This window comes from Nitrincola salilacus (assembly GCF_046271865.1).
Taxonomy (GTDB): Bacteria; Pseudomonadota; Gammaproteobacteria; order Pseudomonadales; family Balneatricaceae; genus Nitrincola; species Nitrincola salilacus.
Genome location: NZ_CP176580.1, coordinates 2,628,494 through 2,654,068, shown reverse-complemented (window position 1 = coordinate 2,654,068; position 25,575 = coordinate 2,628,494). Strand labels below are relative to the sequence as shown.

The 25,575-nt window shown below is 49.3% G+C and carries 23 protein-coding genes; 12 read left to right on the top strand and 11 right to left on the bottom strand.

The genetic code is table 11. The annotated features are described in order from the left end of the window. Positions 1–245: 245 nt before the first annotated feature. Entirely contained in the window at positions 246–1,184 is a 939-nt protein-coding gene (locus ACK3CJ_RS12525; RefSeq protein WP_409522546.1) for a sodium-dependent bicarbonate transport family permease, read from the bottom strand. Positions 1,185–1,358: 174 nt separating this feature from the next. Between ACK3CJ_RS12525 and ACK3CJ_RS12520 the strand changes: the two genes are divergently transcribed. From ACK3CJ_RS12520 to ACK3CJ_RS12510, 3 genes are read left to right on the top strand one after another with little or no spacing between them, the layout of a single operon-like run. Beyond that, positions 1,359–2,315 carry a LysR family transcriptional regulator gene (locus ACK3CJ_RS12520; RefSeq protein WP_409522545.1) on the top strand — a complete coding sequence of 319 codons (957 nt, stop codon included), beginning with the start codon at positions 1,359–1,361 and terminating at the stop codon, positions 2,313–2,315. 57 nt (positions 2,316–2,372) lie between these two features. Further along, positions 2,373–3,038, top strand: coding sequence for a response regulator (locus ACK3CJ_RS12515; RefSeq protein ID WP_409522544.1), 666 nt, complete (start codon positions 2,373–2,375; stop codon positions 3,036–3,038). A 1-nt stretch (position 3,039) separates the two neighbouring features. After that, positions 3,040–4,425 carry a sensor histidine kinase gene (locus ACK3CJ_RS12510; protein ID WP_409522543.1) on the top strand — a complete coding sequence of 462 codons (1,386 nt, stop codon included), beginning with the start codon at positions 3,040–3,042 and terminating at the stop codon, positions 4,423–4,425. Here ACK3CJ_RS12510 and ACK3CJ_RS12505 read toward each other — a convergent pair. Genes ACK3CJ_RS12505 through ACK3CJ_RS12490 form a run of 4 tightly spaced genes read right to left on the bottom strand, consistent with a single transcriptional unit; the run spans position 4,399 to position 8,529 of the window. Beyond that, entirely contained in the window at positions 4,399–5,415 is a 1,017-nt protein-coding gene (locus ACK3CJ_RS12505) for an AbrB family transcriptional regulator (RefSeq protein WP_409522542.1), read from the bottom strand. The two genes, ACK3CJ_RS12510 and ACK3CJ_RS12505, sit on opposite strands and share 27 nt — an antisense overlap. 60 nt (positions 5,416–5,475) lie before the next feature. Next, positions 5,476–6,999: a tripartite tricarboxylate transporter permease gene (locus ACK3CJ_RS12500; RefSeq protein ID WP_409522541.1), complete on the bottom strand. Its 1,524-nt coding sequence runs from the start codon at positions 6,997–6,999 to the stop codon at positions 5,476–5,478. A gap of 23 nt (positions 7,000–7,022) precedes the next feature. Beyond that, complete coding sequence (locus tag ACK3CJ_RS12495) at positions 7,023–7,475, bottom strand: tripartite tricarboxylate transporter TctB family protein (RefSeq protein WP_409522540.1); 453 nt, start codon at positions 7,473–7,475, stop codon at positions 7,023–7,025. Positions 7,476–7,533: 58 nt separating this feature from the next. Further along, positions 7,534–8,529: a Bug family tripartite tricarboxylate transporter substrate binding protein gene (locus ACK3CJ_RS12490; protein ID WP_409522539.1), complete on the bottom strand. Its 996-nt coding sequence runs from the start codon at positions 8,527–8,529 to the stop codon at positions 7,534–7,536. A 223-nt stretch (positions 8,530–8,752) separates the two neighbouring features. Between ACK3CJ_RS12490 and ACK3CJ_RS12485 the strand changes: the two genes are divergently transcribed. Then, positions 8,753–9,667: a D-2-hydroxyacid dehydrogenase family protein gene (locus ACK3CJ_RS12485; protein ID WP_409522538.1), complete on the top strand. Its 915-nt coding sequence runs from the start codon at positions 8,753–8,755 to the stop codon at positions 9,665–9,667. Positions 9,668–9,849: 182 nt separating this feature from the next. Beyond that, entirely contained in the window at positions 9,850–10,752 is a 903-nt protein-coding gene (locus tag ACK3CJ_RS12480) for a phytanoyl-CoA dioxygenase family protein (protein WP_409522537.1), read from the top strand. A gap of 52 nt (positions 10,753–10,804) precedes the next feature. Here ACK3CJ_RS12480 and ACK3CJ_RS12475 read toward each other — a convergent pair whose 3' ends face one another. Continuing rightward, complete coding sequence (locus ACK3CJ_RS12475) at positions 10,805–12,754, bottom strand: acetoacetate--CoA ligase (protein ID WP_409522536.1); 1,950 nt, start codon at positions 12,752–12,754, stop codon at positions 10,805–10,807. A 100-nt stretch (positions 12,755–12,854) separates the two neighbouring features. Beyond that, positions 12,855–13,661, bottom strand: a complete 807-nt coding sequence (locus ACK3CJ_RS12470) for a hydrolase (RefSeq protein WP_409522535.1) — start codon at positions 13,659–13,661, stop codon at positions 12,855–12,857. A 65-nt stretch (positions 13,662–13,726) separates the two neighbouring features. Here ACK3CJ_RS12470 and paaY point away from each other — a divergent pair, with 65 nt between their 5' ends. Next, positions 13,727–14,341, top strand: coding sequence for a phenylacetic acid degradation protein PaaY (gene paaY, locus ACK3CJ_RS12465; RefSeq protein ID WP_409522534.1), 615 nt, complete (start codon positions 13,727–13,729; stop codon positions 14,339–14,341). 58 nt (positions 14,342–14,399) lie between these two features. On the opposite strand, the gene ACK3CJ_RS12460 is transcribed toward paaY, so the two are convergent. The 3 genes from ACK3CJ_RS12460 to paaX all read right to left on the bottom strand — a co-directional run bounded on the left by ACK3CJ_RS12460 (position 14,400) and on the right by paaX (position 17,307). Beyond that, complete coding sequence (locus ACK3CJ_RS12460) at positions 14,400–14,963, bottom strand: DUF2889 domain-containing protein (RefSeq protein ID WP_409522533.1); 564 nt, start codon at positions 14,961–14,963, stop codon at positions 14,400–14,402. 79 nt (positions 14,964–15,042) lie between these two features. Further along, a complete protein-coding gene (locus ACK3CJ_RS12455; protein WP_409522532.1) occupies positions 15,043–16,386 on the bottom strand; it encodes an FAD-dependent oxidoreductase in 1,344 nt (447 codons plus the stop codon). Beyond that, entirely contained in the window at positions 16,387–17,307 is a 921-nt protein-coding gene (paaX, locus tag ACK3CJ_RS12450; protein WP_409522531.1) for a phenylacetic acid degradation operon negative regulatory protein PaaX, read from the bottom strand. A 281-nt stretch (positions 17,308–17,588) separates the two neighbouring features. On the opposite strand from paaX, the gene ACK3CJ_RS12445 reads away from it, so the two are divergent. Beyond that, positions 17,589–18,116 (top strand): VOC family protein, encoded by a 528-nt coding sequence (locus ACK3CJ_RS12445; protein ID WP_409522530.1) that lies wholly within the window; start codon positions 17,589–17,591, stop codon positions 18,114–18,116. A 34-nt stretch (positions 18,117–18,150) separates the two neighbouring features. Next, a protein-coding gene (locus ACK3CJ_RS12440; protein ID WP_409522522.1) for an IS3 family transposase occupies positions 18,151–19,709 on the top strand; the annotation gives its coding sequence in 2 pieces (ribosomal slippage) (positions 18,151–18,637 and positions 18,637–19,709; 1,560 coding nt in all). A 120-nt stretch (positions 19,710–19,829) separates the two neighbouring features. Here ACK3CJ_RS12440 and ACK3CJ_RS12435 read toward each other — a convergent pair. Continuing rightward, on the bottom strand, positions 19,830–20,735 hold the full coding sequence (locus ACK3CJ_RS12435) for a LysR family transcriptional regulator (protein WP_409522529.1): 906 nt from the start codon (positions 20,733–20,735) through the stop codon (positions 19,830–19,832). 324 nt (positions 20,736–21,059) lie between these two features. On the opposite strand from ACK3CJ_RS12435, the gene ACK3CJ_RS12430 reads away from it, so the two are divergent. From ACK3CJ_RS12430 to ACK3CJ_RS12415, 4 genes are all read left to right on the top strand, one after another. Further along, positions 21,060–22,091: an amino acid ABC transporter substrate-binding protein gene (locus ACK3CJ_RS12430; protein ID WP_409522528.1), complete on the top strand. Its 1,032-nt coding sequence runs from the start codon at positions 21,060–21,062 to the stop codon at positions 22,089–22,091. Between the two features lie 74 nt (positions 22,092–22,165). Continuing rightward, positions 22,166–23,398 carry an amino acid ABC transporter permease gene (locus ACK3CJ_RS12425; protein ID WP_409522527.1) on the top strand — a complete coding sequence of 411 codons (1,233 nt, stop codon included), beginning with the start codon at positions 22,166–22,168 and terminating at the stop codon, positions 23,396–23,398. After that, positions 23,399–24,757 carry an amino acid ABC transporter permease gene (locus ACK3CJ_RS12420; protein ID WP_409522526.1) on the top strand — a complete coding sequence of 453 codons (1,359 nt, stop codon included), beginning with the start codon at positions 23,399–23,401 and terminating at the stop codon, positions 24,755–24,757. Beyond that, complete coding sequence (locus tag ACK3CJ_RS12415) at positions 24,757–25,527, top strand: amino acid ABC transporter ATP-binding protein (protein ID WP_409522525.1); 771 nt, start codon at positions 24,757–24,759, stop codon at positions 25,525–25,527. The genes ACK3CJ_RS12420 and ACK3CJ_RS12415 overlap by 1 nt, the downstream gene beginning before the upstream one ends. Positions 25,528–25,575 lie beyond the last annotated feature (48 nt).

The following is a 25,575-nucleotide window of genomic DNA, read 5'->3' as shown; positions in this document are numbered from 1 at the left end:
AATTCAGGGTTAAATGATTTTTTTGTTGAGTAATATTTCATCATTCATTAATATAAAATTTAATAAATCTGATTTTGATATGCATGGCTGTTATCTCGAATTTTCCATTTTAATCACTAGTTCCTATACTGTCACAATAATTGAAGAGGTGTTCTTTTTTGTTTTGGACCAATGGGATGTCTATATTGCCCAGGTTGACAATTGATATCATGCCTGGGAAGTCTATCTAATGCTCCATCCATCAGTTATACCATCAATGCTGTCAGCCACTGATGATAAAGGGGAATCCCGATCATCACATTGAAGGGGAAGGTCAGCCCCAGTGCCGCCAGCATTGCCAGACCAATATCCGCTTCAGGAATTGCGTTGCGAATAGCCGCCGGTGCAGCAATATAGGAAGCACTGGCGGTCATGGTGGCGAGTATCAGAATTGATCCGACCGGCAACTCCAACCATATCCCCATCAACATGCCGCTCATCGCCAGAATAGGCGGCGCAACCAATGCAAACACCAATACACGCCAGTGCTGACGTGGAAAGGGACGTAGCGTGGTGGCAGCCGTCAGACCCATATCCAGCAGGAACAGTGCCAGCACCACCTGGAATGCGCCTGTCAGCAGTCCTGTTACATCAGCGCCGTTAACCGGTCCATACATGAAGCCGATAATCACACCACCTACCAGCAGGATCACGCCCCGGTTGGTCAGCGCCTCGTGCCACAGACTGCCCAGAGTACCTTGGCTGGTTGGATTAAGTCGCCGATAGAGCAGCAACGCCATGATGATCGCCGGTAATTCCAGCATTACCAGATAAAGAGTGACCTCTGGGCCGATCGGCAGTTGATGAGTCTGGCTATAGGCCAGCGCTACAGCGAAGGTACCGGCACTGACAGAACCGTAGTGTGCAGCAATGCTGGCACTGTTGGCTGAAGATAGCCTGACCACTTTACGTAACAGGGGTAACAGGATCAGAGGTGTCAGAGCACCGATCAGAATAACGCCAGCAAGCTCCGGTAACAGCGACAGGTGTAACTGGCCATGCAGCGCAATACCGCCTTTCAGGCCGATTGTCAGCATCAGCATCAGACTAAGCAGATCATAAGCTGCTTTGGGAACGGTCAGGTCGGAGCGCACAAGTCCGGCAACAAGACCCAGCAGAAAAAACATCACGATAATATCAGGCACAGGAGTCTATTCCTCAGCGATTGGTCAACAGGTAACTGCCTACGTGGTGCGAATTCTGCTTCAAACCGTTTATTTATACTAATTAAACTATTCGCACTACTATATAGATAATTGTCTATATGTTTATCTATATAGCGTCGTCATGTTCAGTTTGCCATCCATGCAGGAGAAGCCATGAAACTTCGCCATCTGACCTTCAGGTTGCTTGAGGTCTATGTCAGTGTCGTGCGTCACGGTAGTATCAGTGAAGCAGCCAGACAGTTGCATCTGACACAGCCGACCGTATCGCTTCAGCTTAAACGTCTGAGTGAGGCAGTGGGTGAGCCGCTGTTGGAGCACACACGTGGATCGGTAAAATTAACGGATGCTGGCGAGGTGCTGTTCAGTGCCTGTCAGGATATGCTTGGCCGGTTCAATGACCTGCAGGATAACCTGCACGAGCTGAAAGGTGGCCATGCCGGACACTTCAGCATAGCAATGGTGAATACGGCCCAATATGTGCTGCCGCGCCTGCTTGGGCCCTTCAGTCAGGACTATCCCGAGGTGGATGTCACGGTCGAGATAGGTAACCGGGAGCAGGTGTTGCAACGTTTCAATCAACAACTGGACGATATTTATATCTTCAGCCATCCTCCATCACTTGATCACGCCGCGGCAGCCCGGTTTCTGCGTAATCCATTGATCATGATTGCATCTGCCTCCCACCCGCTGGCTCTGGAGACAGTAGTGACCTTGCCTCAGTTGATTCAGGAGCGCTTTCTGCTGCGCGAACCGGGGTCAGCTACGCGGATGCTGTTCGACAGTTGGTTGCAGACACATGGCCTGCAACTGCGTCGTAGCCTGCAGATGGCCAGCAATGAGGCGATCCGTGTCGGAGTGGCAGCGGGAATGGGTCTTGCAGTGGTGTCGCAACATGCGCTCCCGCAGGGCGTCACAGGAATAGTGCCTCTTGCCGTGGAAGGAATGCCGTTGGAGAGTCATTGGCATTTCATTGTGCGGCGTGATCGGCGCCTACCCTATGCCGCTCGTCGCTTTTTGATTTATGCCGATGATCACCTGGAGAGCTGTCTTGATCCGACCTTTGTCTGTCATGAAATCCGAGCACTTCTTGATGAGCTGGCGTTAGCTTGAATAGTAGTTAGTGGTATGATTGGGCCTCGTTCTGTGACCTGATTAGACTGTCAATTCATGAAGATTTTAATTATTGAAGATAATGCCATTCTGGCACATGGTTTGAGAACAGTGATTGAGGAGGCTGGTTATAGAGCTGATGTTCTGCGTGATGGTGAGCAGGCTGCTTCATATTTAAAGAGCGGTCAATATGATCTATTGATGCTTGATCTCGGCCTCCCGGGCGTTGATGGTATAGAAGTGTTGCGCAACCTTCGTAAACGGAACAATCAGATACCGGTCATCATTATCTCTGCCAGAGATCGCCTGGATCAGCGCATTATGGGTCTTGACGAAGGTGCTGATGATTATCTGTGCAAACCCTTTTCACTTGAGGAGGTGGTTGCCAGAGTCAGAGCCGTGATCCGGCGTAGTCGCTCCTTTTCCGATAATCGCCTCAAGAATGGTGAACTGGAATTGTGCCTGACCTCGCGTGTATTAACCCTTAAAGGCGAGGAGGTGGTATTGCATCGGCGAGAAATGGCAGTGTTAGAATATTTTCTGATGAACCGCGGCCGGTTGCTGAGTAAGGATCAGGTCGCGGACAGCATCGCCTCTTTCGAACAGGATGTCAGTGCGGGTGCAATTGAAACCTATGTCTCCCGGATTCGTAAAAAACTGGCTGCAGCTGCGGGTATACGCACCGTGCGTGGCCTGGGGTATATGATGGATAATCTGGATTGACATGGTGAGAATAAACTCGGTTCGCAGTCATCTGATTGCCTGGATCATGCTGCCACTGGCAATACTGATTCCCCTGTCGCTCTATGCCAGTCATCTGGTCTTGACCCACCGTATCGAGCAGAGCTTTGATGGCATGCTGCGGATGGGAGCCTCGCGTTTCGAGGAGCGGCTTTATGTGGCCGAGGGTGAAATCAGGATCAATCTGCACTATCTCTCGGTCAATTCACTGGGAACGGGAGGCCAGGGAAAATTATTTTATCGGATTCGTGATGCTCAGGGGCGGTTACTGGCAGGTTTTGAAGGGCTGCAGGGGCCGGACGTCGATACAGACGTGGACTATTTTTATGACACATCCTTTGCAGGTACTGATCTGCGTGCCTTGCGTCTCTTTATACCGGTTCGCCGGGCACAAGGATCTCCTGTTGAAGTGATTGTGGCAGAGTCGAGGGAGGGCCGACTTAACCTGCTGCAGGAGTTCATGTCCAACCTGTTGGTGATCAATCTCGGACTGGGTCTGAGTGTATTGATCATCGCGCTATTTGCCATTCATAAGGGACTGTCGCCGCTCAAACGGATTGAGAAAGCTCTGCACAAGCGCTCCGCTCATGATCTCTCTCCCTTGCAGGAACGTGTCCCGAGAGAGGTCACGACACTGGTCGACAGTATCAATAAATTGATGGTTAGAATCAGAAATAACCTTCAACACATTCAGCAGTTTAATGCAGATGTGTCACATCAGTTGCGGACCCCCATCTCCGAGATTCAGGTACTGGCAGAGATCTCTGAACGGCAGTGCCAGGACCCAGCATTGAGAGAGCATCTGAAGGCGATACGCAATACAACGGAGTATGCAGCCCACACGACCCAGCAGCTACTCAAATATGCCAAGACAAAGAGCGACCTGGTGGATGTCTCGGCATTGGATGTCCATGATCTGCAAGAGGTTTGTCGTGATGCCTGTGCCTGGATGCTCAACAGAATCCATAGCCGAGGACAGGAGCTCGAGTTCATCACTGATGAGATGAACAGTATGATACGCTGTGACCCGATTATGGTGCAGTGGTTGCTGACCAACCTGATTGATAATGCCAGTGTGCATGCCGGTGGTTCTTTGGGGCGCTACCAGGGAGTGATACGGGTGCAGTTGCAACGAGAGGGTGCGACAAATGTCTGCCTGAGTGTGGAAGATGAAGGTGTCGGTATTGCCAACGAAGAGATAGCTCATGTCACAGAGCGCTTTTATCGCATCAATCGCGATGAAAAAGGTTCGGGGCTGGGGTTGTCGATTGTCAGCCAGGTCGCCCAGTCTCATTCGGCCCGACTGGCGATGGGAGCAGGCGAAACGGGTGGTTTGAGGGTGTCAGTTTACTTCCCGCTGGCGGGCTGACAGCAAGCGGCAGAGTAATGGGGTCAGCATAATTAACAGGAACATTCTGATCAGATGGATCAGTACCACATAGAGGGGATCAATGCCGGCGGCCGTTGCAATCAACGCCATCTCTCCCACACCACCTGGTACAAGTGCCAAAAACGTGTGAGACAAAGGGATTCCGGTCAGCATCGAGGTCAGCCCGGCAAACAGGCTGGCAATGATCATGGCCAACACCGTTGCCAGAGCCGCATATCTGCTGACCTTCAGTAGTTGCTTCAGGCATGTACCCTGAAAACGACAGCCTATCGAAGACCCCAATACAATAAATGTGACTATCATGATCCAACCGGGTAACTGTATCTCATGACCGCTCAGAGAGAGAAGTACACTACAGATCAAAGGTCCGAGAAACTCCGCCATAGGTAGCCGTATCTGGCGAGCCACCCACCATCCAAGAGGCACCAGCAACAGTAATGGAACAGCTGATAGCTGGCCTGAAGCCGGGTCTGGTCCCTCCAGTTCGGTCCCTGGAATGAAGTGAAAAATCATCGAGGTGATGATCACTACCATAGCAATGCGCAGGGTCTGGGCGATTGCTATCCATCTCGCATCCCCACCGAGTTGATCTCCTTGAATGACAACGGCATTCATGGTGCCGGGGAGTGAAGAGAAGATCGATGTAATTAGATCCAGCCCCGCCAGTTTCCGAAATATCAGGCTGTTCAGAACAATAGTCATAGAGACAGAGAGCACCATCAGCACCAGGCTGGGATACCACTTGAGAGACTCACTCAGCAGCGTTGGATCAAAACCGCTGCCAAGCCAGAAACCCAGTACACCAAGACACAGTCGATTGAGGCTTTTATTCACTGCTGTAGGGGTACCACACAGGGCCAGAAGAGTGATCAGCAGTAGAGGACCCAGCATCCAGGGCAGTGGCAGGTTACACCACCAGGCAACCAGACCACCAGCAGCGCCAATTAACAGCGTGTAGATCGTTTTCAATATTCGTTACTCAAGCTGCCCTGTATCCCGGCAGGATCAGGGCGTGTGCGAATCGCTAGTTCAATCGGCAGAACTCAGGCTGGGCTTTCTCTGGAACAGACCTCTGATCAGCATCATAAAGTGCTTGCCGAACAGAGAGATCAGTAACAAAAATAGAATTATCAGCGTGACTGGGCGCTCAAGAATATAGCTGATATCTCCACCACTGATCTGATAGCTGTGCAGCAGTGTTTTCTCAGCCATGGCCCCCAGTAGTATACCTATCACTGCTGCAGGTACCGAATATCCGTAGCGCCGCATCAGCCAACCTATAATAGCAAAAGCCAACACGGTGAATGGACCGACAAAGTTACCGGTCAGGCCGAATGAGCCAAACACCGCCAGTACCAATACACTGGGGATCAGATAACGCATCGGGACTTTAATGATATTGGCCAGTAATGGAATGAGCAGAATACCGAGAATCATCAGGAAGAACACCTGCGCGAAATTGGCGAAAATGATGGCATAGACGATATCAGTCTGCTCACGAATAAACTGTGGGCCACCAGTGATGTTGTGCATGGCAAATGCAGCGAGCATCACCGCCGTGGCACCTCCACCTGGTATACCCAACGCAAGCAGTGTCGCCATGGAGCCAGCCTCTGAGGTGCTGTTGGCAGATTCGGATGCGACAATCCCTTTCGGATTACCTTTGCCGAATGAATCTGGATCAGCATCACGTCTTTTGGTTTCCACATAGGAGAGTAGATTGGAAACGGAGGAGCCGACGCCAGGCACTGCTCCGACGAAGACGCCGATCAGACAACCTCTGAGCATGACCAGAGGGGACGCAAATGCCATCTTGAACCCTTTTATAATCTTACCAAGATCTACCTTGCGTGATGCGTCGCTTTCGACGATATACTGCTTATTTGCCAGTCGGAACAGTTCGGATGCAGCGAACATGCCCATCATTGCCGGTATAACAGGTATACCATCGAATAGATAGAAACTGCCCAAGGTGCCACGTGCCATGCCTATTTCATTGAATCCGATTGTGCCGATCAGGAGCCCAGCGAAACCAGCGATCAGGCCTTTGAGCATATGCTCGCCCCTTAAACTGGCAATCAGTGTCATACCCCAGAGAATGACCATGAACATCTCAGATGGACCCAGTTTAAGAACCATCAGCGAGATGGGCTGAATCAGCATGAACAGTATCAGGTAACCTACCAGGACACCGAAAACAGAAGAGGCCAACGCAATTCCGAGTGCCTGGTTGTGCAGGCCTTTGCGAGCCATGGGGTAACCGTCAAATGCCGTGGCGATAGCGGAGGATGTGCCGGGAATATTCATCAGAATAGCCGGTATACCACTGCCGAAAGAGCCACCGGTAAAGATTGCCGTCAGGAACAGCATTGCCTGCATGAAGTCCATATGCAGGGTCATGGGAAGAAAAATGGCCATCGCCATGGATATCTGAAGACCCGGCGTTGCACCGAAAATCAATCCGATGATGATACCGGGAATCACAATCAGCCAAGGCGTCAGGCTGGATGAAAGTAAAGACAGGGCATCTGCGCTGGCTGCTAAATCGATCATGGCAGGTAAATCTCTGAAAAGGGTTAATCAATCGGTAAAAACGTCATGGGCATTGGGTAGGGCAGCATGAAGGCAAAAAACAGTGCTGTCGCCAGACCAAAAGTCAGGCTGTATCCGATTACCATCCACCAGTTCGTTTCCTGTTTCATGCGCAGAAAAATTGCCACAAACAGTACCGTGCCAAGATCAAAGCCCAGCCAGGGCAGTGTCAGGACATAGGCACTGAACAGAAGGACGATGGGTAGTATCTCTTTTACGGGCTCATCATCGACTGCTTCAAACAGCGTCTTGCGCCATAGGCTGATCAGCAGCTCGGCGAGACAGAGAATCAGAACGGCTGTAGCGACCGGCAGTATCAGAAGCAGGTTGGGAACGCTGGAAGAGACCCGTATGGCATCGCTCAGATACCAGATAGTAAACCCGGCCAGCCCCAGCAACATGCCAAGATGGCCGCGATCATTTTTGGAAATATTCATGTAATCTCCCGCTGCCCGGATCATTATGATCCGGGCTGAAATGAGACGAGTTGTGATATCAATTGAGGATGTGGGCGTATTTGCGGAAGGTTTCGAAATTTTCCAGCATCAACTGATTGGATTTATCCGGGCCTATCCATAATCCGCCGATTTCGTGGCTTTTCAGTTCGTCCTGCAGTGTTTTCTGAGCCAGAGCACTTTGCATAGCTTCGCTTAGCTTGCGAAAACGCTCAGGATGACGACGCTTAAACTCAGCACTGACGGCAAACCCTCTCATGGAGCCTTGCAGAACCGGAACCTGATATCCCAGCGGTGCAATCGCTTCATTCACCGTCGGTACATCCCACTGGTCGACACGCTCTTCACTGACGATGGCAAGGGGGGTAAGAAATTCACGAATGCTTTCACTGCCCTGAGCACTGATCAGGATCAGATCGACCTGGCCACCGGCAACTGCTGTACGAGCTTCTCCACCGCTGTTATAGGTCACCAGATTGAGATTGCTTTGCGGGATTCCATACTCTTCAAGCAGTATGCGCGCCATCAAGTGACCTGCCGACCCCTGAACTACGGCTGCACGCACTTTGCCAGGTTCATTCTTGATGGTCTCGATCACCTCGGGCAGACTGTTAAAGCCGCTGTCGCTATTAACCGCAATCAGATCAAGATCAAACCATTGGAAATTCAGGTAGGAGAAGTCCTCAACCGTATAGGTGGCATTGCCTGCCAGAATTGTATTGGTGAGATAGGGAGCGAAGGTTGATGAAAACAGGTGGTAGCCCTCATCCGGGGCATTCAGGATGTAGTTGGCCGCGATCTGCGTGCCGGCTCCAGGGCGGTTGGTCACCCGCATCGGTACACCCAACTCTTTGGATAGATGACTGGCCATGATGCGTGTCATACGGTCGGCACTGCCGCCAGTACCGAAGCCTACAACAGTTTCGATGGGTCGAGCCGGATAGTTGTCCGCCTGAGCCATACTGGTTGAAATAATAACAGGAAGTGTGAGAGCTACAGCCGTAGCTTTAAGCGCTTGAGAGAAAGAAATTGCCATTTTGTAAACCTTTTTATTTATTGTCTGAGTGGCAGCCATCAACAGCATGGGAGGGGTGCTGATGGTACTCTGGCAATATATTCATCTAGTCTGGCAGAAAGCTGTCATAATTGAAAAAAGTTCATAAATCAGACTGAATACCAGTCAATCAATATCTATGGATAGGTGTGAAGGACAAATGAAGTGCATAATCCTTGATGATTATCAAAAGGTTGCATTGAAAATGGCTGACTGGTCATCGCTGGCTGAGCGCGTAGAGGTAATCAACATTTCTGAGCACATCAGCGATCATGATCAACTGGTTGAGAAAGTTCGGGATTGTCAGATACTGGTGGTGATGCGTGAGCGAACACCTTTGAGCGCCGAGTTGATTAACAGGTTACCCAGCCTGCGTTTGATCATCACGTCAGGTATGCGTAATGCATCCATTGACCTTACGGCCGCACAGGAAAGAGGAATAACTGTCTGTGGAACTCAGAGCCGATCCGAACCACCAACCGAGTTGACCTGGGCCTTAATCCTGGGCTTGGCTCGACATATTACGACAGAACATGCCGCCCTGCGTAGTAATGGGCCTTGGCAAAGCACTCTGGGTGTTAGCCTTCATGGCAAAACACTGGGTTTGCTGGGGCTGGGAAAGATAGGTGAGGCGGTTGCTCGAGTAGGGCAGGCGTTTGGCATGCAGGTGGTTGCCTGGAGTCAGAATCTGACGCAGGAGCGGACCAATGCGGTGGGGGTGTCGCTGGCTGCATCAAAAGAGGATCTGCTGAGTCGCAGTGATGTGGTTTCGATACATCTGGTGTTGAGTGAACGGACGTGTGGTCTTGTAGGAGCTAAAGAGTTAGGTCTGATGAAGCCAAGTGCTTTTCTGGTCAACACATCACGCGCTGCGATCATTGATCAGGCGGCGTTGATTCATGCACTTGAGCAGGGCCTTATTGCGGGTGCTGGTCTGGATGTGTTTGAGCAGGAGCCACTGCCTGGCGATGATCCGATGCGCTCATTACCCAATTTGCTGGCCACACCGCATCTAGGTTATGTGGCAGATGCCAATTACCAGTATTACTTCAGTCAGGCGGTGGAGGATATTCACGCTTTTCTGGCTGGAGAACCGATCAGGGAGCTATCGGTGTCGTGAAAAACTTGAAACACAAATTGTCGGCGTTCTACAAATGGCCATTATGGCTTCTGCAGCTGTGTAGCTGGGGAAAAAGCTTTAAAAACAACCCTATCATCGGTAGCTACCTGTTAAACCGATGCGGTTTGCATGTGCTGAGGGTTGTGCTTTCTCAGACTCTGTTTCGATTCAGGTTATGGTTATTGTCACCACTGGTCAGTCCAGAGGATCGTCGCCAGTTTATACGTAATGGATTTCTACTCAAGCATGATTTTTTACCAGCAGAAGAGTTTGAGAAACTGCGCAGTGAGATGGAAGATTTTGAGGGTCCCATACGTGAGTTTGTTGAAGGCACAACGCTGACCCAGCGCGCCTTCATGACGCAGGATAAGCGGGAGCTTAGTCCACAACTCAAGGCATTTACCGAGAAGCCTGAGCTGGATAGGCTGGTTCGATGGTGCTCATCCAAAAATCGGCCACCACTTTTCTATATAGAAAACCTGTGCAACCATGCCAACGTCAGCCCAAGGCCTGATCCTCAACGTGATCTCCATGCAGATACATTCCACCCATGTGTCAAAGGGTGGTTGTTTATTGATGCCGTGGATGATCAGAATGGCCCTCACGTTTATGTTCCGCAGTCTCATCGACTGAGCTGGAAAAGGTTGCGCTGGGAATATCGTCAAAGTCTTGAGGCTTCAAAAGTGGGGGCGCAGCGGCAGAAGGGAAGGTACTGGGATGGCTCCTTTCGAGTGACTGAGCAGGAGCTGTCGGAAATGGATTTGAAGGCGGTCAGCTTTAAAGTGCCGGCTAATACGTTATTGATCGGTAATGTTTACGGCTTTCATTGCAGAGGTGAGGCCAGAAGCCCAAGTCATCGAATGACGATCTGGATGCAGGCCAGAGATAACCCTTTCAACCCTCTGTTTACGCCGTTTCCGAGAGCAACGGCTCGTGTGTTCGAAAAGGTATGGAGTCGTGTGCTTGAACGCCAGGACCGGCCTAAAATCGAGGCAGGAACTCTGAGAAGTTTTGTGGGGAAATTTGATCGAACGCATCAGGTGGCGAGAGTTGAGCGGGAAACCTCAGTGACGGAAGCCAACTGATCCGAACAATGACCGGGATACAGTTGCTGTATCCCAGTCTGTTTTTTAGCTGTCAGCACTGCAGCTCAGGCAGGTCCTTGAACAGTTCCAGTGCTTCAGGGTTGGCCAGTGCATCCTTGTTTTTGACCGCTTCACCCAACACGACCTTACGCACGGCCAGCTCGACGATCTTGCCACTGATCGTGCGCGGAATATCGCTGACCTGAATCACCTTAGCTGGTACATGACGCGGTGTGGTGCTGGCGCGGATGGTGTCCTTGATCTTCTTGGTCAGCGCATCATCCAGAGTAAAACCCTCTTTCAGACGGACAAAGAGTACGACACGGACATCGTTATCCCAGGGCTGGCCGATACAGAGACTTTCCAGCACTTCATCCACTTTTTCCACCTGGCGATAGATCTCGGCGGTGCCGATACGCACGCCACCCGGGTTCAGAACTGCATCGGAGCGGCCATGGATGATCACACCATCATGATGGGTGATCTCGCCATAGTCACCGTGAGCCCAGATGTTGTCATACAGGTCGAAATAGGCGCTGCGGAATTTGCTTTCATCCTCATCATCCCAGAAGCCGATCGGCATGCAGGGGAAGGGTTTAACACAGACCAGCTCACCTTTCTCACCCTGAACGGCCTGGCCGTTATCATCAAAGATCTCGACCGCCATCCCCAGGCCGCGGCATTGCAGCTCGCCGGCCCAGACCGGACGAATCGGGCAGCCCAGCGCAAAGCAGGAGACGATGTCGGTTCCACCAGAAATAGAGGAGAGCTGCAGATCTGCCTTGATATCACGATAAACATAATCAAAGCTTTCATGCGCCAATGGCGAGCCGGTGGAGAGCACTGCTTTCAGGCGACTGAGTTCATACTTCTCTCTAGGAATAACTTCGGCTTTTTCAAGCGCCGCAATATATTTGGCGCTGGTGCCGAATACGCTGATCCCTTCCTGCTCAGCAATATCCCACAGTACGGTCGGGCGGGGTGCAAAAGGTGAGCCGTCAAACAGCACAACTTTGCAGCCGACAGCCAGACCACTGACCAGCCAGTTCCACATCATCCAGCCACAGGTGGTGTAGTAGAAGAGAGTGTCGTCGCGATCCAGATCTGTGTGCAGCATATGCTCTTTCAAATGCTGAATCAGTGTGCCGCCGACACTGTGTACAATACATTTGGGTACACCGGTGGTGCCGGAGGAGTACATCACATAGAGTGGGTCATCAAAGGCAACCTGCTCGAAAGTGATCTCGGTGGCCTCGGTATCGACAAAGTCCTGCAGCAGCACGGCGTTTTTCAGCGGGCTGATATCCGGATTTTCATCCATGTAGGGCACAACGATGATCTTCTCAACTGAGTGCAGCAGATCGGCGATTTCACTGACGCGCTCGATGCTGCTGAGGACCTTGCCGTTGTAGCGATAGCCATCGGCAGTGAACATCACCTTGGGTTTGACCTGGCCAAAACGATCAATTACGCCGTTGATGCCAAAGTCAGGCGAGCAGGAGCTCCATACCGCACCAATAGAGGTGGTGGCCAGCATGGCAATGACCGTGTCGGCGATATTGGGCATAAACCCTGAGACGCGATCACCTTTGGTGATGCCCTGTTTGCGCAGGGCGCTGGCCAGTTGGGCAACACGGGAGTAGAGCTGGGCATAGCTGAGCTCTACTCGATAGTCGGTTTCTCCGCGAAATACCAGTGCGGGGCGATCATCACGATAGTGCAGCAGGTTCTCGGCAAAATTCAGGCGTGCCTGCGGGAACCAGGTGGCACCAGGCATTTTATCGCCATCCAGCAGTACCTGATCACCTTTATTGCTGGCGATGATGCCGGAGTAATCCCAGAAACTGTTCCAGAAGGTTTCGTGTTGATCGACACTCCAGCGGTAGAGATCGTCATAGTGACCCATTTTCAGATTGTGCTGCTGATTCATGGCCTGCATGAAATGGTACATCCGGGTTGATTGGATGCGCTCTGAGCTGGGTGTCCAGAGTGGTGTTGACATTGACCTCTCCTATTATTGTTGGGTCATGCCCTCTGTTTATCCGCAGAAACACTTTGCCTCTGGCAATGCGGAATACAGCAGGGTGAACGACTTTATGAAATTAGCGAAGAAAGTTTTTGCTGATATGTCTGAAGCTGTCAGTTGCAGCCTTCTGCATCCATTCAAAGGCAACCATCTCGCGGCTGACTACTTCAACGCCGTTTTGGCGGAAGCGATCGAGTGCCAGATCTTTGTCCCGGGGATTGCGTGATGATACGCAGTCTGCAACGACAAACACCTCATGATTTTGTTGTTTGAGTTCCAACGCTGTCTGCAGAACGCAAACGTGTGCTTCCATACCGATGATGATGACTTGAGAATAGGGCTGGATCATTGCACGACATTGAGATTCAGCGGCGCAGGAGAAGTAGACCTTTTCCATAACGGTTTCTGTGGGCAGAATCGCCTTCAATGAATCGATGGTGTGGCCAAGGCCCTGAGGATATTGTTCGGATGTCAGGATAGGGATTTTCAGCTCGCTTGCCACTTCTATGAGCCAGCGGCAATTGGTGATCATCTGTTCGCTTTCATGAATAGCAGGAACAAGTTTCCCTTGAATATCAACAACTAAGAGGCAAGATGTGTCGGGCTTGATTAACATAAAAGTATCCTGATTATTTTTTTTGTCATCTACTTTAGCAGCGATAATAGCATTGCTGCACTGCAAAATGAAACGGCTTTTTTGTGAGCATGCCGCACCAGAATGATACATCTGGGATCGAGTGCTATCGATGCATCTTCTGGCACAGGTCTTTTCATCAGGCGTATATAATACAGTTTTTAGTAGAAAATAATCATTTTGTGTATCGCAAAGCTTGAATGTATGCTGTACCCGAGAGTTTGCCATGAGCAGGCTATATTGAACCATTATCAGGATGTTGTATCGTCATTCAGCCGCTTATGACGGCTTTGCGATGCGCCCAGGAGTCATTTATGAAAGTCTATGCTATTGATGGTATCACGCCAGTGGTTCACCCGACTGCGTTTGTGCATCCGACAGCCGTGCTGATCGGTGATGTGATTATCGGTCCGCGTTGTTATGTCGGTCCTGCGGCATGTCTGCGAGGTGATTTCGGTCGCCTGGTGCTGGAGGAGGGAGCCAATATTCAGGACACTTGCGTCATGCATGGCTTCCCGGGTACAGATACGATTGTCGAGCAGGATGGCCATATCGGACATGGCGCCGTTTTGCATGGCTGTGTGATCAAACGCAATGCACTGGTTGGCATGAATGCGGTCGTGATGGATGGTGCAGTCGTGGGTGAGTCAGCAATGGTGGCTGCCATGGCTTTTGTTAAAGCCAAATTTGTCGTGCCGGACAGAACACTGGTAGCAGGCTCTCCGGCGCGGATTATCCGCGAGCTGTCGGATCAGGAGATCGGCTGGAAGGAGCTGGGCACGAAGCAGTATCAGGATCTGGCGATTCGCAGCCTGAATACCATGCAGGAAGTTGAGGCGCTGACTGAGGTGGAAGCAGATCGCAAGCGAATGAGTTTCGATGATGATGTGCTGCCGCTGTATCAGCTCAAAGAGAAAGAGGGCAGCTGACAGCAAATCAGGAGCCGATCAGTGATCTGGCTCCTGATTTGAGAGGATACAGGGAGGCTTAATCGCCTGAGCTGGCAAAATGCGGCCAGTATTTCTGTACCACAGGCCCGGTACTGTCGAATGTGTGGCAACTGTTCAGCAGTGGTGGCGGTTCGGCGCCGGCATCCCAATTGCCCTTGTCTCTGCCCTGGCGCGCCTGATGCGTTGCCTGATAAGCCGTGGTGGCCAGTGGCCCAAGCAGCTCCACCAGATGAGTGCAGCCCTGTACACCACCGAAAAGGCTACGGGTTTTTTTGGTGAATCCAGACTCGATCTTGAGGCCAATTAACTGACGATAAGCATCGGCAATTGAAGGGCATAGATCAAACGGCGTGAAGTCCATGCTGGCTTCGGCGTCGAGAATATTCAGGTCAAGATCCACTGTGATACGCAGCGCCATTCCATGCAGCGGCTCACCAACGGGAATATAACCATCATTGCGCTCGATACAGCGCATTCTGAAGGTCTTGGTATCGGTGAGGTGGCCTTCAATGTCCCACAGGCCGTCATCACGCAGATAACCCTGGCAGATCACTTCGCGAGTATGTTGCAGGCTTCTTGATGTTGGTTCTGAAAGTGGCATAAGGGTCCAGACGGAAAAAGGGTTACGGACTCCAGTAATGAATGCAGAGCCATTGCGGTGTGGTTGCTTCAGTACTGATTTATTTTGTTGCCGCGATCAACTGATCAAGCCGACGAAACTTTACTCTCGGTTTGCCTGCAGTGGCACGAGCGATTTCCGCCGCATCAATTTTCTGCCAGTCGGCATAACTCAGCGAGCGGATACCACGCTGTTGAAGCAGAGCAGAGACAGCATTAAAGCCTTCTGCAGGTGCAGTGACAGGGTGGTGTTGCAGGTCGGACATTATTGTTTTAGCGACCGTCATGGCATCGACGCGGTTGCTGGGGATCACACCCTGAGGGCCATGCTTGCTCCAGCCCAGAGTATAAACGCCCGCTTCAACCCGACCATCGAGGTTGGATATGATACCGCGTTTTTCATCAAAGGGCATGTCTTGAATCGTAACTGAGCGATACCCGATAGCGGTGATAAGTGTATCTATCTCGAGCAGCGTCGAGTCACTTACCGTCTTACCCGACTGATCACAGCTGGTTTGAAGTGTGCTTTGCAGCTCAACTGCGGCTAGCTGACCCTGAACCGCACTCAATCTGATGGGAGTGTGATGAAACAGCAGGTGCAGATTGATCGGCTTATCGCTTACCTCTCTGGATGCAAACTCATGCAGCAAGTCCAGGTTTTTTTGCAGGCGAATTTTGTCCTTCGGATCTGTTTCTTCAGGTACTTCAGCGGGTAGCTGTGCCTTGTCTACTACAACAGCGCACTCTTCCAGTTCACCTAGTTCTTTCAGCTCCATTGGAGTAAAGCTTGCCTGAAGTGGTCCACGGCGGCCGATCAGGTAGATCTCTTCTATACCGGCCTCGCGAATAGTCTGTTCTGCAACAGGATCGATATCTGAGCTGGCCATTTCGGCAGGGGATTTGGCTAATACGCGGGCAATATCCAGCGCAACATTACCATTGCCAATGATGGCAACTCTGCGACCCAGTCGCGGTTTCAGCTGTTCCTGATCGGGGTGGGCGTTGTACCAGCAGGCAAAAGCGCCTGATCCATAAATACCAGAAGCAAGTGAATCGCCAGGAATATCGAGTTTACGATCCCGCAGGGCACCGGTTGCGACTATCACCAGGTGATAGTGTTGTTTCAGCTCTTCGTAGCTCAGATCCTGGCCTATCTGCACATGCCCGATAAAGCGGACATTGGGAAGCTGCAGTGTACGATCCAGTTGGCGAACGATCTGTTTTGTCACTTGGTGATCCGGTGCAACTCCTGCCCGAACCAGGCCGAAAGGGGTTGGCAGACGCTCAAACATATCGATCTGCACAGAGGGAAGCTTTTTAGCCAGTATGTCGGCGATAAAGCAGCCAGACGGTCCGCTACCGATTACAGCGATCTGCACAACCGGCTGGTCGGATGGCTCAGTCATTTACAGCCCACCGAAGCGTTTGTAAAAGCGTGGTGCCGGTTCCGGCAATGGGCCGTCTGCTGTTTCCTGGGATTCGCTCAGATATTGATCAGCCTGCTTGTGAATCAGTCGATAGATGTTACGACACAAAATCCGAGCTGAGGTGCCGGTCCAGTCTGCCGGGAGCAGTTTCTCCGGCAGCAGTGGATCGCGCAGTAGAATTCGACGGTAATAGTGAATCATCAGCGTGCGTAACTGGAAGCACTGCTCTGGGCTGAGATCATCGGCTTGCTCAACAGCGCGCAGAATAGGGCGGAAGTAGTTGAGGAAGGTTTGATAATCCTCTGACAGCTGCTGCAGATTCCAGCACTCATGTACCAGTTGCTTCATTGTGGTCGATGTATGGCTGCCGACCATTTGTGACTTCATATGTATCACTTCACCGGTGACACACAGATCCTGCAAGGTGTTGTTCAGCTCCTGAGTATCGGCCATGGGGTGACCCATCAGGCCGGGTGCAATATTACCAAACCCCTGCCACTCCAGTTCCTTCTTCACTACTTTGCGTAACTCATTGTCGAGTTGGGTCGTGATCACCAGATCCCACTGACCATCCCACTCGGGGTGCAGTGCCGCGTAGATACGACGAAAGGCGCTTTCAAAGCGTTTGCGACCACTGTCGGTAAGGCTGTAATAGCTGCGTCTACCAACCTGTGATGATGTGAGCCAGCCCTCACGAGTCAGCCGGAAGATGGAGGTTCGCACCAGGCGCTGATTCAATCCGAGAGGTTCCAGCAGCTTGATCAGACTGCCCATCCAGACAGTGCCGCCACGAGGGGCAATGGAGTCGCCATAGATGGTGATGATAAGTGACCCGCCACGAATCGGACGCTGATCCTGAAAGGTTTGGATGAGTTCGTCAATACAACGTAGTTTTGTCATGAGAATGATAGGGCAACTGCTACTGATGAAAGGAATGTCTGAAGTGTAAGTTGAATTGGCGAGGTCTTCAATATGAGTAATTTCCCCATATTTCTGTATCAGATTGAATACGGTTTCTGAACTGGGGGTATATAGACTCTTTCTCAACGAGAAATAATGTTTAATACATTGAAATTAATAAGTAAATTTATATTTTCCATTTTTGACATTGGTTTCGTATGTAACTATTATCGATCAACTCCTTTCAAGAACTGATTCAAAATAACAAACAGGAAATGTCCATGATCGAAATCAAACAGATACATCACGTTGCTTATCGCTGTCATGATGCCAAAGAAACGGTTGAGTGGTACAAGGATAAGCTCAACATGGACTTTCTGGTGGCTATAGCCGAGGATAAAGTCCCCTCAACCAAAGAGCCAGATCCCTATATGCATCTGTTTCTTGATGCCGGGCAGGGCAATATTCTGGCGTTCTTTGAGATCACCAACCAGCCAACCATGAGCAAGGATCCGAATACGCCTGCATGGGTTCAGCATATTGCCTTCGAAGTGGCAGATGAGCAGGCCCTGATGGATGCCAAGGAAGAGCTGGAAGGCAAAGGCGTTGATGTTCTCGGTCCAACCGATCATGGCATTATCAAATCTATCTACTTCTTTGATCCTAATGGCCATAGACTTGAGTTGACCTGCCGTCTGGGTACAGCAGAGCAGATGCGGCAACTGAAAGAGGTTGCGCCGGTGATGCTGGAGGAATGGTCGAAAACCCCGCCGTGTCAGAGTAGTTGTCCGGTCTTCTTTTCACAATAGTTAGTGTCAGACGGCGGGTGGTTAGCAGGTTCAAATGGCTGTTTATTCACCAGTAAGAAAAGAAGCAATATTAAAGAAGTTATTACCGCCGTTAAATCGCTCCGTGGCGCAGTTGGCTACAGAGGAAGGCATTTCTGAGCAGACGCTGTACAATTGGCGCAATCAGTTAAAAGCTCAAGGATATGCCGTGCCGGTCAGTGGACAAAAGCCTGATGATTGGTCAGGAGAAGCAAAGTTGGCGGTGGTGATTGAAACTGCCCCGTTATCAGAAACCGAGTTAAGCCAGTATTGCCGAGAAAAAGGCTTGTTGGTTGAGCAGGTTAAAGAGTGGCGCAGCGCCTGTGTGATGGGCAATGTGAGCGAGGTTCAGCACAAGGCTGCTGAGAAAAAGCAGGCCAGAGAAGATAAAAAGCGGATTAAGCAGTTAGAGCGCGAGCTAAACCGTAAAGAGAAAGCTCTGGCGGAGGCGGCAGCGTTGCTGGTCCTGCGAAAAAAGCTCAGAGCGTACTACGGCGAGGAGGACGAGGACAGTTAACGACGGTGAGCGAGCGCAACTTAAACCTAAGCTGGTTTGATGAAGCCGTGTTAGCGGGAGCCAGGCGCGATAAGGCCGCTCAGGAGCTTGAGATACCATTGCGCTCACTTCGCCGTTGGCGCGATGAGCAAGGCGCTGTGCTCGAAGATAAGCGGCCCACGGCAATAAGACCAGAGCCGAAGAACAAGCTTAATGAAGCCGAGCGCGAGCAGATATTAGCAACGTGTAATCGCGACGAATACGCCAGCTTGCCGCCATCACAAATTGTGCCACGGCTGGCAGATGATGGTGTCTACTTGGCCTCGGAATCGACGATGTACAGGGTGCTTAAAGCGGCAAATCAGCAACACCACCGAGGCAAAAGCAAAGCACCGGTGAGCCGAGCTAAGCCTACCAGTTACAGTGCTTCAGCACCAAACCAGGTGTGGTGTTGGGACATCAGCTATATGCCGTCTGGTATTCGAGGGCTGTACTGGTATTTATACGCGATCATCGATATTTACAGCCGAAAACTGGTCGCGTGGGAAGTGCACGAAAAAGAATGCAGCCAGTTGGCCAGTGAGCTGGTACAGCGCGCGTTACTGCGTGAGCAATGCTTGTTTAAGCCACTGGTGTTGCACTCGGATAACGGTAGCCCGATGAAAGGCAGCACGCTCAGGGTAAAATTGCAGGAGCTGGGTGTAACGTCCTCGTACAGCAGGCCCAGAGTGAGCAATGATAACCCGTATGTGGAATCGTTGTTCAAAACGGTGAAGTACTGCCCACAGTGGCCATCAGGCGGCTTTGCTACCTTAGAAAGCGCCAGAGTATGGATGATGGGTTTTACGACGTTCTATAACCATGAGCACCGCCATAGCGGTATACGGTTCGTGACACCGGTGCAGCGCCACAAGCAGCAAGACGAGGCACTTCTGGCAAAACGGAAGTCGGTGTATGAACAAGCGAAATCAGAGTATCCAGAGCGATGGTCTGGCAGAGCAACAAGAAACTGGACGCCTATAGGCTCAGTAAGTCTGAACCCAGATCGGGAAATCGTACCGGTTCAGGCAGCAGCGTAAAACGAGAAAATCGGACAACTACCTTGAAAAACTCCGAAACCAAGACAGTACCGAAGCATGCAGCCTGGCTGCATGAGAAAGAGTTTTCAAACTCCTGATGAAAACAGTTGGAATGTGATATCAATCAAACCGAGTTTGTATTTCCAATTTATTGATGAGTGTGTCGTAAAAATCTTTAGCGATGCCAGACAGAGGGCTCAAATTAGACGTTAGCACCTCCAACGGCTCTACAATGCTGGGCGAAAAAGGTCTCAGGACAACATTGGGTAGTTGGAAGACTTTATTAAAGTAACGAAAGTTCAGGATATCGACCAATGTGGTACCCATGCCTAAGTTGACAAAAGACAAGCCATGGATCGTCGTATGTACTTCTATGGTTCGATTGAATGTCAGCCCTCTGTCAGAATAAACACCCTTCAATGTTTTTGTTGTTGCGTTCTCTGAATCGAGCGTGATCCAGTTTAGATCCATTAAATCCTGAGGTTGGATGATTTCCAGCTGTGCGGCGGGGTGATCTTTTGGCACGGCGCAATAACAGGGTAAATCAAATGCAACGGAGTCATGTTTTGATGAGCTCTGAGCTTTATCAACTAACCCGATCTGGTACTGCCCTGAGGCAATGCCTTGTCGGATAGCCGAACACCCGGACAGGTGTAAGCTGACATCGACACCAGGGTTTGTGTTCATATACTCGGCGATCAGCTCGGGTAAAAATTGGTACGATGGTCCAAAAATCGTACAAATACGCAGCCTTCCTGTTTTGCTATTCTTTGCCCCCTTTATGCTATCCTGCAGATGATTTACACCTTGCAACAAGCCATATACCTCTTCGTGTAGGTACAGGGCTTCGTCGGTTGGTATAAGCTTTCCGTTATTACGTACAAACAGTTTGTAACCTATTTCATCCTCAAAATTTGCAAGCATCTTGCTCACCGCTGGCTGGCTGACATAGCTACGTTCTGCTGCGCGAGTGATGCTTCCCGTGACGAATACTTCGTGAAATACACGTAATTTATTGATGTTCATAGGCATAACCTAAAGTTATTAGACTATTTAAAATATTCAGTGTGATTATAGATGATCTTCCCATAAGATCCTAACTGTTAGCTGTTCAGCCTGCATCGGAGCACATTGAAAAGAGCTACTAGCCGATGCGGCGGTTGGAGTCATAACCTACTCCAGTGTGTCGACAAGTCGAGGGGGCTCAGTACGGATTAGTTGCGAACAGGTACCAGGAAGCTGATTGCAGCAGTGGTTGAGGCCGAATATCAATTTTTTGAGCGGTACTCTTAACAGCAAATGAGCATCGTTAAAATAAAAATAATCAACTGAATATAAAAGGAATGAACAATGAATAAGTTCTCTGTGGCGCTAGCAGTTGCTACCACATTTTTGGCGGCAAATAGCTATGCAAATGACAGCACATCAACCCTGAATGCAGTGAAAGAGCGCGGTTATGTAAATTGTGTTATTGGTAACTCTTTTCCAGGCTTTTACAGCTTAGATAAAGAGGGTGAATGGCAGGGAATGGACATTGATATTTGCCGTGGTGTAGCTGCTGCCGTGTTTGGCGATGCCTCAAAGGTGACTTTTTTGCCAGTACAGTGGGCGCAAAGTTTCACCTCTATCAAAAGTGGTGCAGGTGACATCTTATCAAAAGGCATGACGTGGACGCTTTCCCGCGATGCTGGTCAAGGTCTGGATTTCTTGGACACCTATTTCTACGACGGTCAAGGTTTCATGGTTCGTAAAGATCTTGGGGTGACATCCGTTAAGGAGTTACAAGGTGCGACCGTCTGTGTATTGACTGGAACATCGAGCGAATTGAATATTGCTGACTATAGCCGTGCGAATAATTTAAATATAAAGACTGTGGTGTTTGATGATTCCTCTGTTCGTAATACGGCCTTTTTTAATAATAATTGTGATGCCTTAACAAACGATAAATCTGGTTTGGCTGCTCAGCGTTCTGCTGCACCAAATCCGAGTGACTATATTATTCTGCCTGAGACGATTTCCAAAGAAGCTTTGTCATTTATGGTGAAACAGAACGATAGCGAATGGGCCAATGTTGTTAAATGGACGTTTGCTGCCATGGTTGCGGCTGAAGAGTTTGGTGTGACGTCTGAAAACGTAGAAAAAATGCGTGAAGAAAGCGAAAGCCCAGTGATTAGACGTTTGCTGGGTGTAGAAGGCGATCTTAATAAGGGCTTAGGCCTGACGGAGGACTGGGCTTATCAAGTCATTAAAAATGTTGGTAACTACGGTGAAATATATGAGCGCAACGTAGGACCAAACAGTGTGTTGGGTCTTGAACGTGATAATACGCTGAATGCGTTATGGATCAATGGTGGCATGATGTACGCTAAATCTTTCCGATAATAGCATTAAGGCAATAGATAGGTTTTGGCCTATCTATTGCAATCTCGTTTTTCTCCTTCGTGTGGTGCATAGATATGACCCAGCCTTCTGTAACGAAACAGCCTGAAAGCGCATCAAGGGGAACCGGATCATCAAGATTCTTGGCTAGAAATGGTGCTAGTTTTTTGAACACTTATTCGAGTAGATCGGTTGTTTTTCAGGCAATTGCTTTAGTGAGTGTGTTGTTTTGTTTATGGTTTTTGTTTTCCAATGCTAGTGAAAATTTAAATAGACTAGGGATGACGTTTGGCTTTGATTTTCTGCAAGTTACAGCAGGATTTAATATCAGTTGGAGCCTGATTCCGTATGATCCAAGTATGAGTTATTGGCGAGTATTTTTAGTTGGCATAGTCAACACGCTTGTGCTTTCCTTTAGTGTCATTATCTTTGGTACGTTGATTGGTACTGTGGTTGGAATATTACGATTGTCCAGTAATCCATTGGCGTCTCAATTAGCACGCTGGTATGTGGAAGTTGTACGTAATGTCCCGTTGTTAATTCAAATTATTTTTTGGTTTACGGTGGTATTTTCGACATTGCCAGCACCGCGTCAAAGCTACCATTTAAAGGATTGGGTATTTCTTAACAATCGAGGGCTTTATGTCACTACTATTGAAAGCACCTTGTCTTGGGGATTAATAATTGCACTCATTGGTGTTTTGATAGCGATAGCTTATGGCCTCATTTATGCGTATAAATCCTTTGTGAAATCCGCTGGATCGAGCCCCAGTGCTTTCTATATTGGCATAATCGTGTGGTGTGTGACTGCGGTTGGGGTCGCCTGGTTTTTTGCAAAATCCATGACCTTGTCCATTCCCGTATTGCAAGGGTTTAACTACACTGGCGGGATGTTTCTTCCTGCATCTTTTGGTGCGGCGTTTGTGGCGATGACAGTATATCGATCTGCAGCAATAGCAGAAACTGTTCGTGCTGGTATGCAGTCCATTGATAGAGGCCAGCACGAAGCTGCATTTACGATTGGTTTTTCTCGGCTTCAGTCTCTACGTTTGATCCTTATCCCCCAAGCAGTTCGTTCGATTATTCCACCAATGACAAACTCTTGGTTGACCAGTGTGAAGGACTCTTCGCTTGCAGTCGCCATAGGTTTTCCTGAACTGGTTTCTGTGTTTATGCAAACGTCGATGAATCAGACTGGTCGTGCCATAGAAATTATTTTCATGGTGATGGGGTTCTATATTTTCATCAGTTTGTTGATCTCATATTTGCTCAATAAGTACAACGATCATGTACAGTATAAGGTGAGTTAGATGGACGATCATAGTATGAAAAATGACTCCGCGTTGAAGAAATTTGTGCCATCGCCATCACGTCCTCCTCTCAAGAGTAATAGAGGCTTTATCGTAACGGTACGAGATCGTTGTTTTAATAGTGTAGGCAATAGCTTGCTGACCTTGTGTGTCTCGGTTGTGCTGTTTTATTTGCTGAAACATATTTTGGATTGGGCGGTCTTTAACGCGGTTTTTATTGCAGACAATCGTCGTCAATGTATGGATCTGAGTGCAGAGGGTGCTTGCTGGGCTGGTGTGATAAGCTGGTTTAATAGCTTGATTTATGGTCGGTTTCCCATTGAAGAGCAGTGGAGAGTCAATCTTGGCGTCATGCTTGGGGTGGTGTGGTTACTGCCGTTGAAGTCTAAGCGTTTGCCCTTGCGGAATTTTATTTTGCTGTCCTGGATTGGTTTATATCCCTTTGTCGGTGCTTACCTCTTCCTGGGAGGACGCTTTGGTTCAGAGTTAGGGATCATTCATGGCGTAATGACTTGCTTGGCTCTGTCATTCCTGCTGATGATATATGGTAACTGGCTACTTTCTGTATTGGGGCGTAAAGGACTGGATGAACTGTTTGCTCCTCTACTATCCCACTGGTTTCAGCGTCGTGTTCACCTGTTAAGTTTTATTATGTCTTGGTTGATAATGGCAGTATTGGTGTCTTTTTTCGTCAGCCAAGTGGCTCTTCAGCCTGTGGCAATAGAGCGTTGGGGTGGGCTGTTTTTAACCTTCATCATTGCAGGTTTTGCTATTACCATGGCCATTCCTGTCGGTGTGGTGCTGGCTCTTGGACGACGTTCTAAGTTGCCAGTAATTCATTGGATTTCCATGACGGTGATTGAACTGGTTCGTTCTGTTCCCTTGATTACTGTATTGTTTATGGCGGTGACATTACTACCTATATTTTTACCTGCCAATGTTGAATTCAATAAACTAGCCCAAGTATTAGTGGCTGTATGTATTTTTGCTGGCGCCTATATGGCAGAAAACATTCGCGGTGGATTGCAGGCAATGCCAAAAGGTCAATACGAAGCCGCAAAAACGCTTGGCTTGGGCTACTGGAAAACCATGATTCTGATTATTTTGCCTCAAGCCTTGAAAATGATGATTCCAAATATCATGACGTCATTTATAAGTCTGCTTAAAGATACAACATTGGTTTCGATTGTTGGCTTGTTTGACATTATGCTGATGGCTCGAAATATTGCGAACGATAAAGATTGGATCGGCCTACATACAGAGCCACTGGTGATGATTTCAGTGCTTTTTTTCGTCCTATGCTACGGTATGTCACAGTACAGTTTAAATCTTGAGAAAAAATTAAAGGTGGATCGATAATGACGATTTCTTCAGGAGAATCAGCTGAAAAAAACGTGACGAATACGGCCATTAAAATAGAAAAATTAAACAAATGGTATGGTGATCATCATGTCCTTAAAAATATTTCTTTAGATATCCGCGAAGGTGAAATCATGGTGGTTTGTGGCCCATCAGGGTCAGGTAAATCTACGCTCATACGTTCTTTGAATCATCTGGAAGAATATCAGGAGGGTGTGGTATCGATTTTTGGTCAGCAACTTGCACGAGATCGTCAGAGCCAGAAAATTATTCATCAAACGATGGGGATGGTGTTTCAGAGCTTTAATTTATTTCCTCATCTTAATGTTCTGCAAAACTGCACCTTGAGCTTAACCTGGTTGCGCAAGATGTCAGAAAAGGATGCTAATAAAATGGCAATGCGTTTGCTTGATCGTGTAGGCATCGCTAATTTGGCAGAGCGTTATCCAGGTCAGTTATCTGGTGGGCAACAACAGCGTGTTGCGATTTCCAGATCTCTTGCCATGGAGCCGAAAATCATGCTCTTTGATGAACCGACTTCCGCATTAGATCCAGAAATGGTGAAGGAAGTATTAGATGTGATGATCGACTTGGCAAAAACTGGCATGACGATGGTTTGTGTGACCCATGAGATGCAGTTTGCACGACAAGTTGCGGATCGAGTGGTCTTTATGGCAGAAGGCGAAATCGTCGAAGTGGGCCCGCCAGAGCAAGTGCTCCTGAATCCTCAATGGGATCGTACTAAAGAGTTTCTACAACACGTGTTCTAGTGTCAGCACAGCGCACTTACTTTTTATTTTTCATGGAATGCAATCGAT

Coding starts and splice junctions, on each gene's coding strand:
- ACK3CJ_RS12510 (WP_409522543.1), top strand. CDS start 3,040: ATGGTGAGAATAAACTCGGTTCGCAGTCATCTGATTGCCTGGATCATG.
- ACK3CJ_RS12495 (WP_409522540.1), bottom strand. CDS start 7,475: ATGAATATTTCCAAAAATGATCGCGGCCATCTTGGCATGTTGCTGGGG.
- paaX (WP_409522531.1), bottom strand. CDS start 17,307: ATGACAAAACTACGTTGTATTGACGAACTCATCCAAACCTTTCAGGAT.
- ACK3CJ_RS12520 (WP_409522545.1), top strand. CDS start 1,359: ATGAAACTTCGCCATCTGACCTTCAGGTTGCTTGAGGTCTATGTCAGT.
- ACK3CJ_RS12445 (WP_409522530.1), top strand. CDS start 17,589: ATGATCGAAATCAAACAGATACATCACGTTGCTTATCGCTGTCATGAT.
- ACK3CJ_RS12470 (WP_409522535.1), bottom strand. CDS start 13,661: ATGGTTCAATATAGCCTGCTCATGGCAAACTCTCGGGTACAGCATACA.
- ACK3CJ_RS12475 (WP_409522536.1), bottom strand. CDS start 12,754: ATGTCAACACCACTCTGGACACCCAGCTCAGAGCGCATCCAATCAACC.
- ACK3CJ_RS12515 (WP_409522544.1), top strand. CDS start 2,373: ATGAAGATTTTAATTATTGAAGATAATGCCATTCTGGCACATGGTTTG.
- ACK3CJ_RS12425 (WP_409522527.1), top strand. CDS start 22,166: ATGACCCAGCCTTCTGTAACGAAACAGCCTGAAAGCGCATCAAGGGGA.
- ACK3CJ_RS12490 (WP_409522539.1), bottom strand. CDS start 8,529: ATGGCAATTTCTTTCTCTCAAGCGCTTAAAGCTACGGCTGTAGCTCTC.
- ACK3CJ_RS12415 (WP_409522525.1), top strand. CDS start 24,757: ATGACGATTTCTTCAGGAGAATCAGCTGAAAAAAACGTGACGAATACG.
- paaY (WP_409522534.1), top strand. CDS start 13,727: ATGAAAGTCTATGCTATTGATGGTATCACGCCAGTGGTTCACCCGACT.
- ACK3CJ_RS12430 (WP_409522528.1), top strand. CDS start 21,060: ATGAATAAGTTCTCTGTGGCGCTAGCAGTTGCTACCACATTTTTGGCG.
- ACK3CJ_RS12420 (WP_409522526.1), top strand. CDS start 23,399: ATGGACGATCATAGTATGAAAAATGACTCCGCGTTGAAGAAATTTGTG.
- ACK3CJ_RS12500 (WP_409522541.1), bottom strand. CDS start 6,999: ATGATCGATTTAGCAGCCAGCGCAGATGCCCTGTCTTTACTTTCATCC.
- ACK3CJ_RS12455 (WP_409522532.1), bottom strand. CDS start 16,386: ATGACTGAGCCATCCGACCAGCCGGTTGTGCAGATCGCTGTAATCGGT.
- ACK3CJ_RS12485 (WP_409522538.1), top strand. CDS start 8,753: ATGGCTGACTGGTCATCGCTGGCTGAGCGCGTAGAGGTAATCAACATT.
- ACK3CJ_RS12435 (WP_409522529.1), bottom strand. CDS start 20,735: ATGAACATCAATAAATTACGTGTATTTCACGAAGTATTCGTCACGGGA.
- ACK3CJ_RS12460 (WP_409522533.1), bottom strand. CDS start 14,963: ATGCCACTTTCAGAACCAACATCAAGAAGCCTGCAACATACTCGCGAA.